Source organism: Oceanobacillus polygoni, assembly GCF_008304605.1.
GTDB lineage: Bacteria > Bacillota > Bacilli > Bacillales > Amphibacillaceae > Oceanobacillus > Oceanobacillus polygoni.
This window is the reverse complement of sequence record NZ_PIJY01000030.1, coordinates 1-16,357: the sequence shown is the minus strand read 5'-3', so window position 1 is coordinate 16,357 and position 16,357 is coordinate 1. Positions and strand designations below refer to the sequence as shown.

General features: G+C 37.4%; 17 protein-coding genes. 15 read left to right on the top strand and 2 right to left on the bottom strand.

Annotation, left to right across the window (positions count from 1 at the left end; translation table 11 throughout):
- Positions 1 to 15: 15 nt before the first annotated feature.
- The 6 genes from F1560_RS14830 (at position 16) to mtnN (ending at position 4,864) form a co-directional block, all read left to right on the top strand.
- On the top strand, positions 16 to 924 hold the full coding sequence (locus tag F1560_RS14830) for a serine/threonine protein kinase (RefSeq protein WP_149475433.1): 909 nt from the start codon (positions 16 to 18) through the stop codon (positions 922 to 924).
- Between the two features lie 24 nt (positions 925 to 948).
- Positions 949 to 2,325 carry a type VII secretion protein EssB/YukC gene (locus F1560_RS14825; RefSeq protein ID WP_149475432.1) on the top strand — a complete coding sequence of 459 codons (1,377 nt, stop codon included), beginning with the start codon at positions 949 to 951 and terminating at the stop codon, positions 2,323 to 2,325.
- A 124-nt stretch (positions 2,326 to 2,449) separates the two neighbouring features.
- Entirely contained in the window at positions 2,450 to 2,692 is a 243-nt protein-coding gene (locus tag F1560_RS14820; RefSeq protein ID WP_149475431.1) for a hypothetical protein, read from the top strand.
- Positions 2,693 to 3,042: 350 nt separating this feature from the next.
- The gene (locus tag F1560_RS14815; protein ID WP_149475430.1) at positions 3,043 to 3,297 is read left to right on the top strand and encodes a hypothetical protein; all 255 of its coding nucleotides are present in this window, start codon (positions 3,043 to 3,045) and stop codon (positions 3,295 to 3,297) included.
- A 190-nt stretch (positions 3,298 to 3,487) separates the two neighbouring features.
- Positions 3,488 to 4,150 (top strand): YrrS family protein, encoded by a 663-nt coding sequence (locus tag F1560_RS14810; protein ID WP_149475429.1) that lies wholly within the window; start codon positions 3,488 to 3,490, stop codon positions 4,148 to 4,150.
- A gap of 24 nt (positions 4,151 to 4,174) precedes the next feature.
- Positions 4,175 to 4,864, top strand: coding sequence for a 5'-methylthioadenosine/S-adenosylhomocysteine nucleosidase (gene mtnN / locus F1560_RS14805; RefSeq protein WP_149475428.1), 690 nt, complete (start codon positions 4,175 to 4,177; stop codon positions 4,862 to 4,864).
- 96 nt (positions 4,865 to 4,960) lie between these two features.
- Here the strand turns inward: mtnN and sigK are convergent, their stop codons facing one another.
- Both sigK and F1560_RS14795 read right to left on the bottom strand, forming a co-directional pair.
- Positions 4,961 to 5,665: an RNA polymerase sporulation sigma factor SigK gene (sigK, locus tag F1560_RS14800; protein ID WP_149475427.1), complete on the bottom strand. Its 705-nt coding sequence runs from the start codon at positions 5,663 to 5,665 to the stop codon at positions 4,961 to 4,963.
- A 202-nt stretch (positions 5,666 to 5,867) separates the two neighbouring features.
- On the bottom strand, positions 5,868 to 6,671 hold the full coding sequence (locus F1560_RS14795; RefSeq protein ID WP_149475426.1) for an IclR family transcriptional regulator: 804 nt from the start codon (positions 6,669 to 6,671) through the stop codon (positions 5,868 to 5,870).
- Positions 6,672 to 6,951: 280 nt separating this feature from the next.
- Here F1560_RS14795 and F1560_RS14790 point away from each other — a divergent pair, with 280 nt between their 5' ends.
- From F1560_RS14790 to F1560_RS14750, 9 genes are all read left to right on the top strand, one after another.
- Positions 6,952 to 8,424: an aldehyde dehydrogenase gene (locus F1560_RS14790; RefSeq protein ID WP_149475425.1), complete on the top strand. Its 1,473-nt coding sequence runs from the start codon at positions 6,952 to 6,954 to the stop codon at positions 8,422 to 8,424.
- 10 nt (positions 8,425 to 8,434) lie between these two features.
- Positions 8,435 to 9,229, top strand: coding sequence for a 2-keto-4-pentenoate hydratase (locus tag F1560_RS14785; RefSeq protein WP_149475424.1), 795 nt, complete (start codon positions 8,435 to 8,437; stop codon positions 9,227 to 9,229).
- Between the two features lie 90 nt (positions 9,230 to 9,319).
- Complete coding sequence (locus F1560_RS14780; protein WP_149475423.1) at positions 9,320 to 10,108, top strand: 2-keto-4-pentenoate hydratase; 789 nt, start codon at positions 9,320 to 9,322, stop codon at positions 10,106 to 10,108.
- A 23-nt stretch (positions 10,109 to 10,131) separates the two neighbouring features.
- On the top strand, positions 10,132 to 10,323 hold the full coding sequence (locus F1560_RS14775) for a 4-oxalocrotonate tautomerase (protein WP_149475422.1): 192 nt from the start codon (positions 10,132 to 10,134) through the stop codon (positions 10,321 to 10,323).
- Between the two features lie 185 nt (positions 10,324 to 10,508).
- A complete protein-coding gene (locus F1560_RS14770; RefSeq protein ID WP_149475421.1) occupies positions 10,509 to 11,495 on the top strand; it encodes a catechol 2,3-dioxygenase in 987 nt (328 codons plus the stop codon).
- A 236-nt stretch (positions 11,496 to 11,731) separates the two neighbouring features.
- Positions 11,732 to 12,403, top strand: a complete 672-nt coding sequence (locus F1560_RS14765) for a GntR family transcriptional regulator (RefSeq protein ID WP_149475420.1) — start codon at positions 11,732 to 11,734, stop codon at positions 12,401 to 12,403.
- Positions 12,384 to 13,286 carry an acetaldehyde dehydrogenase (acetylating) gene (locus F1560_RS14760; protein ID WP_149475419.1) on the top strand — a complete coding sequence of 301 codons (903 nt, stop codon included), beginning with the start codon at positions 12,384 to 12,386 and terminating at the stop codon, positions 13,284 to 13,286. Before F1560_RS14765 ends, F1560_RS14760 begins: the two co-directional genes overlap by 20 nt.
- Positions 13,283 to 14,299, top strand: a complete 1,017-nt coding sequence (gene dmpG / locus F1560_RS14755) for a 4-hydroxy-2-oxovalerate aldolase (protein WP_149475418.1) — start codon at positions 13,283 to 13,285, stop codon at positions 14,297 to 14,299. The genes F1560_RS14760 and dmpG overlap by 4 nt, the downstream gene beginning before the upstream one ends.
- Positions 14,300 to 14,426: 127 nt before the next feature.
- Positions 14,427 to 16,277 (top strand): helix-turn-helix domain-containing protein, encoded by a 1,851-nt coding sequence (locus tag F1560_RS14750; protein WP_149475417.1) that lies wholly within the window; start codon positions 14,427 to 14,429, stop codon positions 16,275 to 16,277.
- Positions 16,278 to 16,357 lie beyond the last annotated feature (80 nt).

Below are 16,357 nucleotides of genomic sequence, written 5' to 3'. Positions count from 1 at the left end.
GACGAGGTGTTTGTAATGAATAAACATAATATCCATATAAAAAAAGGTGATATTTTAAATGGAAAATACCACGTTCTCTCACATATTGCTACAGGCGGTATGTCAGAAGTTTATTTCGTTGAGGAAGTGAACGATACCAATCGGCGATGGGCGGTAAAGGTCACAAATATGGAAAGTAAGCTAGCATCTAAGTTAATTGACGAAACAAAGCTTCTTAGTGAATTAGAACATTCGAACTTGCCGCGTGTCGTTGATTTTTTCTCAACCGCGGATTATTTTTTCCTCGTACAGGAATACATCGATGCAGTGTCATTATCGGATTACTTTCAGCTATACAATAATCAATTGCCACTAGATACTATCATCAAAATCGGCGTACAGCTTTGCGATGTACTTCACTATTTACATACACAGAAACCATTTCCTATTATTTATCGAGATATAAAACCAGGAAACATTATGATCAACAAGGACAGAGAGATAAAGCTCATTGATTTTGGAATTGCAAGGAAGTTTCAGCAAGATCGGATGAAGGACACCGTTCAAGTTGGCACGGTCGGTTTTGCAGCTCCAGAACAATTTGAAAAAAAGCAAACCGATACACGTACCGATTTATTTTCACTCGGAGCACTATTATATTACTTACTATCCCAGGGGAAATATGTCTATATCGCTCAAAAACCAATCAAACAATTACATAAAAGGCTACCAAAAAGCCTTGATAAATGTGTTACACATTTAGTTGAATTACAGCCTGAAAATCGACTTCAAGATGCACGAGAAGCAAAGATATTGATGCTAAAGGCTAAAGAAGAATGGGAAAATAAACGGAATCGAAAGTGGGATTGGACGTTGCTCCGACCTATTTCAATTATATCCATATCTATTGTATTGATTGGTTACATTGTCTTTTCATTCATCTAATCTTAATAATTGGAGGGAAAATCCATGCCAGACCAACAGAATCTGCAATTTGGAACGATTGAGGAAAAAAAAGATGTCGTTGTATATGAAATTCCAATAGCCGAAACGAATCTAGTAGAAGCAGAGCAGCTTGAAGAATTGAAACGAAAGGATGCTTTGTTTTTTGAATGTCAGCATTATATGGTGGATCAACAAGTCATACGTATTTTTTATAAACGAGAAAGCAATTACAAGAAAATAAAAGAATATAAGCAAGCATCCAATGAATTAAAGCAAAAGGCAGCAACGAACATGCTGATGGTGGAAAGCTTAATTGGTACACAATATACAACACTGATTCATCCTGAAAACATTTATATGAATGCAGAAGGTGATATTAAACTTGCTCATCGGGGAATTCGTTCTGTTTTTCCTAAAGAGGAAATGAATACATCTGAGCTTTTAAAAGAACTGAAGCGGGTATTGCTATATTTTTACAGTTCCTATAATTTTAATGAAATGAATGAAAAATCGGATCTGAAATTTAATGAACCGATTGCAGAAAGTATTCGTCACGTTCATTCTATGCGTGATCTAAAGCAAATCATTCACACAGAACCTAATACACCTGCACCACCATCCATTAAGAAACAGTCTGAACCAGGCCCAAATCCGAATAAAAAAATGACACTCTTGTCTGGAGTCCTCATCGGACTTATTGTTGGAATGCTTGTCATATATGTGATCCAAGTTGTACCACTTAATAAAGAAGTAAATTCTGCTGCAGCAGAAGGAGAAGCGAAGTCGATGGAAAATATCGAAATGCTTACAGAAAAAAATAAGGAGCTTCAGCAGTTACTGGATGATAACCGAACCATTATGCATGCATATCGTTCTACGATTGTAGGAGATACAGAAGAAGCAATTACGCAATTTGAATCAGCTAATCAACTGGATGAAAGCGCGGAACGAACATTAATTGAACAATATATTGAATTAGACACTGTTGAAAGTCTTACAACGGCAATTGACCGGGGTGAAGATTATCATACAGAGGTTTTAGCAGCACTTGTTGCAAAGAACTCAGATGAGGGAAAGGAAGCTATTTTAGCAATTGAATCCAGTCTAGCTGAGGTGGAAATTGAACAAGCTTGGATCAATAAAGCCTACGAGGAAGTTGTAACACTTTACGATGAACTAACCGATAATAACCGTGCTAAATTATTAGCAGCTAGAAGCTATATTCAACTAGACGATACAGAAGAAGCAATTAAACTAGCAAAAGATCTTGATAATAAAAAGCTTCAAATTTCAGCACTTAAAAGAGAGAAAAAGCTGATTGAAGCGGACGATGACTTGGATAAAGATGAAAAAGAAGAGGCAATTGATGAGATTGATGAGCAGATTGATGATCTTAGTTAATTGGTAAATCTTAATTTTACCCTGTAAATTGGGATTGATACCGCAAGAAAGCTGTATAATATTGCATTATACAGCTTTAATTAGTTTGAAGCGGTAATATTACACAGATAAAGGGGGGGCATGAATGGCTGACTTTCTTGCACCGATAATTGATTTTGTAGCAGGTATTCTTGAGTTAATCTATCGCTTTGTATTTGGGGCAATACTATGGGTAATTATATTCCTTAGAGACCTATTGCTTCAAACTGGAATTGTTGACAGTGTAATAACAGCTACTGTCATACCGATTGTAGTTTTGTTAGGTATCTTCCTGGTATTGGTAGGATGGATATGGGGACCAATACGAAGAACGTATGGATCGGATTGATTGAAATGAATAATGTAACATTTTTATTTTGAACTAGATAATATAGAAGAGGCAAGTAAACTAGCAAAAAATCTTGGTAACAAAAAGCTTCCAATTTCAACACTTAAAAAGTGAAAAAGCTAATTGAAGCAGACGATGATTTGGCTAAAGATGAAAAAAACCAGTTATTGAATTATTCGACGAAGAAACGGAGGAACTTGGAAATTTGTGGATAATAAGTAATTACCTACCTTTTACATCGAGAGGTAGGTACTATTTTTAGGAATAGAAAATGAAACTACCAACATAAAACGGTGCGTTAAAGCGAATCCATATATAAATGAAAACCATTTTACTAGGAGTGGTACATGGTGAACCAGATTGGCGAATACATTGGAAATGTAATAGACGCAATGCTAAAAGCTATATTAGCTGCTATAGAATTCACAAGCGACTTATTACTCGATACTGGTATAATTGATAGTGCAAGTGCTGCTACAGGAATAGCTTTCGGTATACCAATCGTTATTGGAATCATTTTAGTAGGTATTTTTATCGGTCCGAAGTACAAAAGAAATAGATACCAAAGGCGTTATTACCAGCATAAGAATCGCAGACGCAAATAGTGATTACATGGATAGATGAATCAGCATATTATCTGTGTTATGATACTATAATAAAGATAGATGATGTTCAAAAAACTATTAAAATGACACAATGGGCTTCCCATTAATAGAGGAAAGGAATGCCCGCTTTAACTCTTAATTTTATGTTATTCTATTTTTGAACATGCATTTTTAGGAAGGGGGAAATGAAATGAGCGAATCAGACAAGCATTCACGTTTAAACAAATTTGAAAAACGCAGAAAAAATACAAAGTTAATTTCCATTTTCCTTATCGCTGGCGCACTTCTCATCATCTTATTGCTAGGTATGTGGTTATTTGGTGGAGGCAATGATGGAACAGAAGAGCAAACAGGAAATAATGAAAATGAATCCTCGGATTTTCTAATTACGGAAGAGAATGAGGAGGAAGCTGAAAATGATAATCCTGAACAGGATGAAAGCGACAATGATTTAGCTTCAGATGAGGAAGCTAACGATGAAGAGAATGAAGAAAATGATGCTGATGAGGAAATCGAAACAGAGGAAGCTGAACCGTCTGATGGTAATGTTGCAGAAGCTTACACTGGAGATTGGTCACCTGTTGGAACAGAACAAGAAGGTCCACATACAACATCCTTTGAAGGTGGATCGCAGGATCGAATTGAAATGAGAAGAGCGATTACACAAGCCACTGGTTTAAGCGAAGATAATATGGTTGAATGGTGGATTGGAAATGGTGGCGACCAAAAAGCAGTTGCTACTGTATCTGACACAGCAGAAACGGAAGTATATCGGGTTTTCTTATCGTGGGTAGATAATGAAGGATGGCAGCCTACGAAGGTAGAAATTCTAATTGAAAATGATAAAAAATAGAAGCAGATTGATGGAGGATGTAGTATGACAATCGGAATTATTGGTGCAATGGATGAAGAAGTTGCGCTATTATTGGATCAAATGACAGAAAAACAAGAACAAAAGGTAGCAAATTGTTTATTTGTTCAAGGAAAACTACAGGATAAATCTGTTGTTCTGTTAAAGTCAGGGATCGGGAAAGTGAATGCAGCAATGGCTACAACCATCATGCATGAACGTTTCGCACCAACGCATGTAATTAATACAGGATCTGCTGGTGGTTTCGCTGATAACTTGGAAGTAGGAGACATTGTCATTTCGACTGAGGTTGTTCATCACGATGTTGATGTAACTGCCTTTAATTATAGTTATGGACAGGTACCAGGATTACCTCCAATGTACGAAGCCGATCAAACATTGATTGAAAAAGCAGTTGCTGCAGTAAAAAATATCGATATTAATTGTGAACAGGGAATAATTGCAACAGGTGATTCGTTTATGGAGGACCCTGAACGAGTTGCATTCGTTCGTGAAAAATTTCCAACGATGCTTGCCTCAGAAATGGAAGCAGCAGCTGTTGCACAGGTTTGCCATCAGTATAACAAGCCATTTGTAATCATTCGTGCACTATCCGATATTGCAGGGAAGAAATCCTCAATATCATTTGACCAATTCCTTGAAACAGCTGCAAAACATGCAGCACAACTAATTATCGCTGTCGTTAAGGAAATATAAACGTAAGATTATAGTAACACCAAAAGCCCAGCGACATTGATAACATAATGTCGCTGGGCTTTGTGATTTAATCGATATCTCCTTTACGTAGTGCAATTAAAGATTTCGTTCTTTTCTGTAATACTCATGAAACACTTTCATAAGCGCTCTTTTTTCAATACGTGATACATAGCTTCGTGAAATATTTAGCTTTTTAGCAATTTCTCGTTGTGTCATTTCGTTATAATCATTTAATCCATAACGATAAATAATTACTTCCCGTTCCCGTTTATCGAGAACCGAAAAATATTTCTGCATTTTGGCGATTTCCATATTCAATTGGATGTATTCAATCACATTATCGTTTTCTGCCTCAAGAATATCAATTAAACTAATTTCATTTCCCTCTTTATCCTGACCAATCGGATCGTGTAAAGAAACGTCTTTTTTCACCTTTTTTAAAGCTCTTAGATGCATCAGTATTTCATTTTCTATACAGCGAGCGGCGTACGTAGCCAATTTCGTGCCTTTGTCTGTTGAGAAGCTCTCAACTCCTTTAATAAGTCCTATTGTTCCAATTGAAATTAAATCCTCCATGTCTTCCCCAGTATTTTCAAACTTTTTTACAATGTGAGCAACAAGTCTTAAATTATGTTCGATCAGTTTGTTTCTTGCTGTTTCACTTCCGTTTTGCATCTCCTCGATGTATTTCGCTTCTTCATCAGAGGGTAATGGTTGCGGGAATGCATGATTTTTTACATAAGAAACAAAAAAGAGGGCTTCCTTAATTAGAAGAGCAAGCACAGATAAAATCCCGGACAAACGCAATCACCTCCTAAGTGAATACTCTGCTTCAAGATGGGCTTTTGCCTATATAACATCTTTATGTCTTAGAGGAGGGATTCGTGTCTGTCCAAGATAATTTGTTTTTAAAACAGATTTAAATGCGCACAGTACAATTATTGGAGAATCATCGCATCATGTTTAAATAGATAGAAATCTTTATTTATTAAGTTATTGTCCATTATATATTTACAAATCGCTTAAAGTAGCGTTCATCATAACCCAATCGTTCCGAGGCATCTTTTCCGGCCTCCATTACTGCCTTGGATAGAACAGGAATTTTATTGTCTTTCATACGTTGAATCGGTCCAACAATCGTAATTGCGCTAACTACCTTACCAGTATGATCCTTAATTGGTGCAGCAACAGACCTAGTTCCTTCCGTTAATTCTTCTGTACTGATTGCATATCCTTGCTGTCTTATTAATTCAAGCTCTTGGTGTAGTTTATCCGGATTAGTTATACTATTTTTCATATGTGCCACTAATCCGTTTTCGATAACTTTTTCTACGTTTTGTTTGTCACCAAAAGCAAGTAGTACTTTACCGGAGCTTGTACAGTAGGCCGGATTTTTCCTCCCGAGATGGGTTAAAATTCGTACTGGATGATTGCACTCTTCTTTATGGATATAAATTGTATCAAGCTCATCCATAATCGCTAGATGAGCAGTTTCACCAGTATCATTCACTAGTTTGTTAAGAACGGGTGCAGCCTCTTTATGAACTTCTAAATTGTTTGTAACAATTCCACCTAGAGTAAGAACGGATAAACCTAATTGATACTCGTTCGTATTTTTATTTTTAATAACAAAACCTTCGCTTGCAAGCGTAGATAGCAATCGACTGACTGTACTTTTAGCTAAACCTAATGACTCCGATAATTCAGTTACCCGTTTGGAAGGTTCGAATGTTGTAAAGCTTTTAAGAATACGTAAAGCATTTGTTACAGATGAAAGCCGTTGCGGTTCATTTTTCTTTTTATTCATAGACTAACCCCCATTTAAATATTGTTCTGTTTAAAAGAACAACCTACTTTGCTACTCTTATTAAAATAAATCACTATTGACATCACTTTGTCAACGTTTACATAATAATAATTTAAAATTATTCATTAATTCTATCAAATTGTTCCATATAGAGGAAATGTTAGCTTTTCTTATTTTATTTAGACTCTTATAATGAAAGCGTATTAAGAAATAGCATAGTAAGTCTAAAAATCAAGGGTGTATTGTTTGGTAATGATAAATACAGAAGGAGGACTTTTTAATGCAAACGCAAACTACGGAAGCAAAAACAGAAATAAAGTCAATTGATTGTTCTCATTACATTAATGGTAAGTATGCTCCATCTAAGAATGGTAAAACGTTTGAGAATATTAATCCGGCAACAGAGGAAAAGCTGGGAGTTGTGGCAGCAGGTAGTAAAGAAGAGGTTGATCAAGCAGTAAGTGCTGCCAGAAAAGCATTAAAGGGAGAATGGGCAAACCTCCCATTAAGAAAACGATCAGCAATAATTCGTAAAATTGGTGATTTAATTTTAGAAAGAAAAGAAGAGTTGGCAACACTGGAATCCTTAGACACTGGTAAACCGTTATGGTTATCCAACAGTGTTGACATTGATCGCGCCGCATATAACTTTCATTTCTTTGCGGACTTTATGACCTCGGTTGGCAATGAGACATACCAACAAGATGATATTGCTGTTCATTATGCTGTTAGACGTCCAGTTGGCGTAGTAGGATTAATTAATCCTTGGAATCTACCATTACTGTTAATGACATGGAAATTAGCTCCGGCGCTTGCAGCGGGTAATACGGTAGTAATGAAACCATCAGAAGTTACACCAATGACTGCAACGGTATTGGCTCAAATTTGCAGTGATGCAGGCGTACCAGATGGCGTCGTAAACATGGTTCACGGATTTGGAGAAACCGGTGCAGCACTTACTTCCCATCCCGATGTGGATGCAATTGCTTTTACTGGTGAAACCGTAACAGGAAGCGAAATCATGAAATCTGCAGCGCCAACTTTAAAGAAACTATCCTTTGAACTTGGCGGGAAGAATCCAAATATAATTTTTGCTGATACAGATTTAGATGACACGATTGAAACGACAATTAAATCCAGCTTCATCAACCAAGGCGAAGTTTGTCTATGTGGTTCTAGAATTTATGTAGAACGCGCAATTTATGATGCGTTTTTAGAGCGGTTTGTAGCAAGAACAAAAGAATTAAAAGTTGGAAATCCATTTGAGGAGACTACCAATATTGGTGCCTTGGTAAGTGAGGAACATTATAAAAAAGTGCTCCGTTATTTGGACATTGCAAAGGAAGAAGGAGCGACTTTCTTAACGGGCGGTACTGCTTCAGAAGGCTTCGAAAAAGGATTCTTCGTAGATCCAACGATTATTACTGGTTTAGGAAAAGATTCCAGGTGTGTTAGGGAAGAAATCTTTGGTCCCGTTGTTACTGTTATTCCATTCGATACAGAGGAAGAAGTGCTTGAACAAGTTAATGGTACACACTATGGGTTAAGTGCTAGTTTGTGGACGAGTGATATTAAACGTGCACATCGTGTAGGTGGGCAAATTGAAGCTGGTATGGTTTGGATTAATACGTGGTTCTTGCGTGACCTACGTACACCATTTGGAGGTATGAAACATAGTGGTATTGGCCGTGAAGGTGGCGCACACAGCTTTGATTTTTATTCAGAATTAACTAATATTACGGTTAAGCTTTAGGAGGACAGGTATGGAAACGAAGTCTCTATCTAAAATTGAACGTCATGCCGAGCATTTAACGAATGCATGGAAAATAGGAGAAGGGGTTCAGCCGGTTACCGCGCTGGATCCTGAGCTTACAATTGATGAAGCCTATTATGTACAGTTACAGTCGATTGAAGTGAGCATGAAAACTGGCCAAAAGATAACAGGAAAGAAAATTGGCTTAACTTCCAAGGCAATGCAGGACATGTTAGGCGTCGGAGAACCTGATTATGGCCATTTGTTGGATAAAATGGAAGTAGAAAATGGTGGAACCATTTCCTTTAAAGATGTGCTGCAACCAAAAGTTGAAGGGGAAATTGGCTTTATCTTAAAGGATGATTTGGTCGGACCAAATGTTACAACATTTGACGTATTGCAAGCAACGGATTTCGTTGTTCCTGCACTTGAAATTGTTGATAGTCGTATTAAAGATTGGAAGATTACATTAGAAGATACGGTTGCAGATAATGCTTCTTCTGGGTTGTATGTCCTTGGCGGGAGACCTAAAAAGCTAGCAGATATAGACATAAAGCAAATTGGGATGGCGCTTTATAAAAATAATGAATTGCAAAATACCGGTGTTGGAGCTGCTGCACTGGGGGATCCAGCGCAATGTGTTGCTTGGCTAGCGAATAAACTAGCAACCTATGATATTTCTTTAAAAGCTGGAGAAGTCATTTTATCTGGTGCTTTATCTGCTGCAATAGAAGCAGAACCGGGAGACGTTTTTAGCGCAAAGTTTGCTGAACTTGGAGAAGTAAGGATTTCGTTTACGGAATAAAGAGTTACAGAGTCAAATTTCCTAAAATGAAGCTTGTCCTCTATCAATCGACAGTATTTAATGATGTAGGACGTAATAAGGAGGAATAAAATGGATAAGGAACGAATTAAACAGCTTGCTAACTATGTGCACCATGCAGAAAAGGAAAAAAGGGAAATTGTGAAAATTACAGCGGAGCTATATCCTGAGCTCTCAATCGAAGAAGCGTATTTAGTACAAGAAGAGCTAGTCCAACAAAAATTAGAAGAAGGTAAGAAAATAGTAGGTCCCAAAATGGGAATTACAAGTGAAGCAAAGATGAAACAAATGAATGTCGATAACCCTATCTATGGGTATGTTTTTGACGATATGATCGTTGAAGATGGCGGAACTATATCTGTTTCTGATTATATTCATCCAAAAGTAGAGCCTGAAATCGGATTTATATTAAAAGAAGATTTAGAAGGGCCAGGAGTGACTGCACTAGATGTATTAAGAGCGACAGAATATGTTTTTCCAGCATTAGAAATAATCGATAGTCGCTATGAAAATTTTAATTTTACATTGCCAGATGTCATTGCTGATAATACGTCTGCAGCAGGGGCTATATTTGGTACGGTTCTTAAGCGGCCAGAAACATTAGAGCTTGATGTTGTTGGTGTTACATTATCCATTAACGGAGAAATGAAGGCACTTGGCGCGGGTGCTGCTGTACTTGGTCATCCTGCTAATTCCGTTGCAAGACTTGCCAATATGCTGAGTGAAAAAGAAGAAAAAGTAAAAGCAGGTCAACCTATTTTAACAGGAGGAGTCACTTCAGCTGTCCATTTAACTCCTGGTGACTATGTCCACGTAAAGTATGGTGGATTAGGCGATGTATCGTTTCTTGTTACTGAATAATCAAAGAAAAGGGGGAGAATGAGTTGCCACTTATCAATATACAAGTGTTAGAAGGGAGACCTCAAGAGAAAATGGACCTGTTAATGAAAAACGTTACAGAAACAGTTCATGAAACCTTAGATGCTCCAAGGGAAAATATCCGAGTTATTGTTACGGAGGTACCAAAAACCCACTGGAGCATTGGTGGGGTCAGTGTTTCTGAGCTTAGAAGTTAGATCCATTGTCTGGAAATCCATTAAATACCCATGATTATTAATAATTTTAGCAGAAAATTAGGAATTTGTTCCTTATAAAGGAACTGTCTAGTTTCTTCATATTGATATTCATTTATAATTAATAAAAAAGCGCAAGTACTGTTATTTCAATAATTGTATGCGCTGTCAAAAAGGGGAGATTTAGGATGGAAAAAGAATTGAAAAGGTTTGATGTTGCCCAACTAGCCCATGTGGAAATTTTTACACCTAGACCAGACGAAACGTTATGGTTTTTTAAAGATTTACTAGGAATGACAGAAACTGCACGAGAGGGCCAGTCTGTCTATCTTCGCTCTTATGAAGACTTTTATCATCACTCATTGAAGGTAACCGAAAGAAACGAGCCTGGTTTAGGCCATGTTAGCTGGAGAGCAAGTTCCAAAGCTGCCTTAGAACGCAGGGTGCTAGACCTTCAAAAATCTGGTTATGGAAAGAACTGGATTGAAGGAGATCTGGGTCACGGTGAAGCCTTTCAATTTGTAACCCCAGACAATCATCAAATGGAAATCCTTTTTGATTTAGACTACTATCAGGCTCCTGACAGTGAAAAAACAGTGTTGAATAACCGACCGCAAAAAAGACCGAACAAAGGAATACCAGTACGCCGTATTGATCATGTTAATTTGTTATCAAGTGATGTAACGGTAAATAAGAACTTTATGGCAGATGAACTTGGCTTTCGTTTAAGAGAACATGTTGTTAGAAAAGATGGTTCCGAGATCGGGGCATGGCAAAGTGTCAGCCCACTTGTCCATGAGTTAGCCTTTATGGCAGACCAAGGCACCGCTGAAAAAGGATTAGGAAGATTACATCACGTAGCATTTTGGTACGGATTTCCACAGCATTTGCACGATTTATCGGAACTTTTGACTGAGAATGATATTCCAATTGAAGCAGGTCCTTTAAAGCATGGAGTTTCTCAGGCAATGTGTATGTATGTAATGGAACCTGGTGGAAACAGAATTGAGTTGTTTGGAGATTCCGGCTATCTTATTTTCGACCCAGACTGGAAACCAGTAACATGGTCAGAAGAGGAGACGGAAAAGGCAATTATTTTTTATGGGGCACCGTTACCTGACTCTTATTTTAAATATGGTACACCTTCAGTTAGTTCATTAGTTGGAAAGAAATAGTACTTTTTACAAGGCCAAGTAGAAATCCCATCGAAGCGGGATTTCTACTTTTACTATTGGCTAGTATCATCATAATGTTATTTTCCAATGGTATACGAACGTGCATATCCTTATTAATATATAATTCAAATAATATGAAAGAATCCATTGACATTTATGAAAACGCTATCTATACTATTAACTAATAAGAATTGTTAACAGTTCAGAATTTTTAATTAGTAGGTGTCAAAAGAGGAATGAAGAAGAATATATTTAATCATGTGCTTGAACATTTAAGAAAGGAAATAATTCTTGGAAATTATGCAGTAGGGGATTATTTAGTAGAAGTAAAATTAGCGGAGGAGCTTAACGTAAGCAGAGGCCCAATAAGAGAAGCGATTGCTAGATTAGAAGCAGAGAACCTCGTTGAAAAATATTCCAATGGTCGTACCGTAGTAAAGGGTTTCGGTGTAAAGGATATTCAGAATTTGTATGATAGTCGAATTCTTCTAGAAAACCATGCCTTAACACAATTATCTAGGGATGAGTTTACTAAAAATGAGAAAGTCCTTTTCTTATATATTGACCAAATGAAGGAGGCTCATGAAAAAGAAGAACGAGATATTGAAATTGACCTAGCTTTTCATGGACTATTAGTGAAGATGTCAAAGAATAATACACTCGTACAGCTATGGTTAGCGTTGCGGGAATTGTTTAGAACATTAATTGATATCACAAGCGAAGCAACCATTGCAAACCAAAAAGAGATTATTGCACACCATGCTCGTATTGTAGAAGCTCTAGCTGATGGAGAAATGAAGCAAGCCCAGATTTTACTAAAAGCACACTTAGAAGAAGCTTGTCAATATTGTTGTGAACAAATAATACGAAATCAAAGGGGAGAAAACAATGTCACAGAAGAAGGTTAAATGTGCGATTATTGGCTCAGGAAACATTGGAACGGATCTCATGTTCAAATTATTGAGAAGTGAAAAACTAGAGGTTACAGCTTTAATCGGAATAGATCCGGAATCTAAAGGACTGGAAAAAGCACGAGATAATGGGGTAAAGGCAATTGCAACTGGGATTGATGGATTGAGAGAAAATCCTGATCTTGCAGAAATTGTCTTCGAAGCAACTTCTGCAAAAGCACATGCACACAATGCTCCGATTTTAAAAGCAATGGGCAAAAAAGCAATCGATTTAACACCGGCTGCAGTTGGTCCTTTTCTAGTACCTTCCGTTAACCTGAAAGAAGAGGAAATACCATACTTAGATAATGTAAATATGGTTACATGTGGTGGTCAAGCAACGATACCGATGGTAAGAGCAATCTCGGATGTAATCGAGATAGACTACGCGGAAATTGTTGCATCGATAGCAAGTAAAAGTGCCGGCCCTGGAACACGGCAAAATATTGACGAATTTACCGTAACGACTGCAAATGCACTGAAGGAAGTTGGTGGAGCGAAGGAATCTAAAGCGATTATCACACTTAATCCAGCCGATCCTTCAATTTTGATGCGAAATACAATTTATGTGCAAACAGCGGAAAATGCTGAGTCATATAAAGCGGAAATTATCAAATCCTTGAATTCGATGCTAGAGACTGTACAGGGATATGTCAAAGGATACCGTTTTAAAGCGGATCCCGTAGTGAAGGGAAATATTGTTACTGTATCTGTAGAGGTAGAAGGAAATGGAGACTTCTTGCCAAAATATGCAGGAAACTTGGATATCATCACTTCTGCAGCTGTAAAGACGGGAGAAGTTATCGCAGAAAGTTTATTGAAGGGAGAAACAGTTAAATGAGAAGAGCGAAAGTGATTTTTAACGACGTGACCTTACGAGATGGGATGCATGCCATCCGACATCAGTATTCAACCGATCAAATTGCCGAACTAACTAAGTTAATTGACGATTCAGGTGTAGATATTATCGAGGCCACGCATGGTGACGGTTTAGGTGGAAGCTCGATTCAATATGGATTTTCGAGGGAGACAGAAAAAGATATTATTAAAACTACGGTAGCACATGCAAAAAATGCAAAAGTAGGTGTGCTTCTACTACCAGGAATTGGTACGATTGAACATTTACAACGCGCACATGATTGGGGAGCACAAGTAGTACGTGTTGCGACGCATTGTACAGAAGCAGATGTGTCTGAACAGCATATTAAAAAAGCTGTTGATTTAGGGATGGATACCGTTGGATTTTTAATGATGTCTTCCCGTACGACACCTGAAAACCTGCTTGAAGAAGCAAAGAAAATGGAGTCTTATGGAGCGGGAACCATCTACGTTGTCGACTCTGCTGGCGCATTAACAATGGATGACACACGCAACAGAATTGCACTATTTAAAGAACATTTAAATACAGCTGTCGGCTTCCACGGTCACAATAATTTATCGCTTGGAGTAGCAAACTCCATTGTTGCTCTAGAAGAAGGAGCAGATCGAGTGGATACGAGCCTCGCTGGTATGGGAGCAGGTGCTGGGAATACAGCAACAGAGCAGCTTGTTGCTGTCATGAATCGAATGGGGATCCCACATGGAGTTGATTTATACAAAGCAATGGATGCTGCGGAAAATGTGATGAAACCGATGATGGAACGTCCAGTACAAATTGACCGTTTAAGCCTAACACTGGGCTATACAGGCGTTTATTCAAGTTTCTTATTGTTTGCAGAACGGGCTGGAAAAGAATATGGCGTTGATCCGCGTGATATTTTGACCAAGGTAGCAGAAATGGGTGCTGTAGGCGGGCAAGAGGATTGGATTATTGGAGTCGCACAGGACTTAGCAAAACAAAAGCTCTCCGTATAGCTTTATATTAAGTCAAGGCGACTTAAGTTGCTTTGACTTTTTTGAGTTGCGCAAATATTGTGTGAAGATAGCGGAAAGAAAATTTAGTAGCCTTTTGCTGCAAATTGAGAGTATAGGGGGAAGAACTATGGAAGTTACTGTTCACGACAAAAGCATTACAAATGAACAAAAAAATGAAAAACGAACCATTACGTCGCCTGCCACATCTCTAGGTATTTTACGAAAACAATTGGCTGCTCATATAGGGATTGAACGTATTGGCGGATTTCTATTTCAATATGGTTGGGAGATGGGCGTTGCTGGAGGGAAAAAATCAGAGAATAGTGATAAAACATTGGAAGAATTAGTGATAGAAGGACCGTTACTTCACATCAAAAGTGGGCAAATTACAGGAATTGATCATACATGTGACATCACCTATAACCAAGATGGTGAGTTTTCTACTCTGTTTGGAAGAGGTGAATGGATTGGCTCTTACGAAGTAGAACAACACCTCCGTTTTATAGGAGAATCGGATAAGCCTATTTGTCACACCTTATCTGGTTACGCTAGTGGATTTATGTCTACAGTTTTTGATAAGCCTTTACTTGCTAAGGAACTGACTTGTATCGGTGCTGGTGATGAACAATGTAAGTGGGTCATAAAGCCACAAGAAGAATGGGAGGAAGACGTAGAACATGACGTAGAAATCCTTAATAAGACACCAATTGTAAAAGAATTAGAGGCTACTTATGACAATCTTGTGGACCAAAAGCAAATTGTTACCAAACTATCCGATTTTCAAAAACAGTTAACCAAAGAAGTAGTAAATGGACAAGGCTTGCAAACATTAGCAAATATAGCCTTTACGACGATTGGTCTACCTGTTATTATCGAAGGGTTGAACTTTGAAAAACTATCCTCTGCTGGTTTGAGTGATGAAGAATTAAAGTTCATCAAAAGTGACACGGTAGATCAAATCCATTACTTAAAAAAGCAAAATGAATACCCTCAATCTTTCCGTGAAAAAACGTTCCACATGAATGCATATCAACGAGTAGTAGTCCCTGTTCTGGTGCAACAAGAAGTATTAGGATATTGTTCGTTTATCATTCACGATGTAAAAAAGTCTAATCACGAAGAAATTTATCTGTTTTTGGATCATTTATCCAATGCTACAGCTCTAATACTATTAAAAGAAAAGGTAGCCTTTGAATCATTTGAACGTATGAAAGGAAACTTCTTAGATCAAATATTGGATGGAAAAATGGAGGCAGCTGAACTCTTGAATAAAGGAAGGTATGTGGAAATAGATTTTAAACAACCATACCGATTGATTGTACTTGATTATAAAGATGAGCATACTACCTTGGAAGAGGAATTTTTATATGAAGAGCACGCACTAGAAGCTACTTTTAAATATTTCAGTAAAGCAAACATCCAAGTATTGGCAGGTCATCGAAAAGGTAAACTCGTGATTCTATTAATAGAATCAAATCATATCAATCCAATAATTAAAGAATTTTATGATTACATGACGGATAAATTTAAAAATCATCGTTTAAAAATAGGTGTAAGTAATTCGCAAACTGGGATAGAAAAAGCAAAAGAGACATATGAGGAAGCAATTATTGCGTTAAGGTTAGCAATCAGGAAACAAATTGTTCACTTTAAAGATTTGGGAATTGTAGGGATATTAATAAACTCCAATAATATTGAGGGCATACATACGATTGCCGAGCAAGAACTAAAAGAATTATACCATATGGTAGACAATAAAAGTGATGAATTGTTTGAAACCCTTTACTTTTTCTTAATGAATGGTGGCAATTTAAAAAATACTTCAATTGATTTATCGTTATCCATGAGTGGATTAAGACATCGCATCCAAAAGATTGAAGAATTACTAGATAAAGATTTGCGAGATCCGGATGTTGCTAACCACTTGTTGCTTATACTAAAAGCATTAATTGTTTTAAAAAAGATCGATTTGAGATAAAAAGGGGCTGGGACATAACTAGCCAAATGAACTGAAAAATGGTTCCAATCATCGGTTTTTGATGATTGGAACCATTTTTC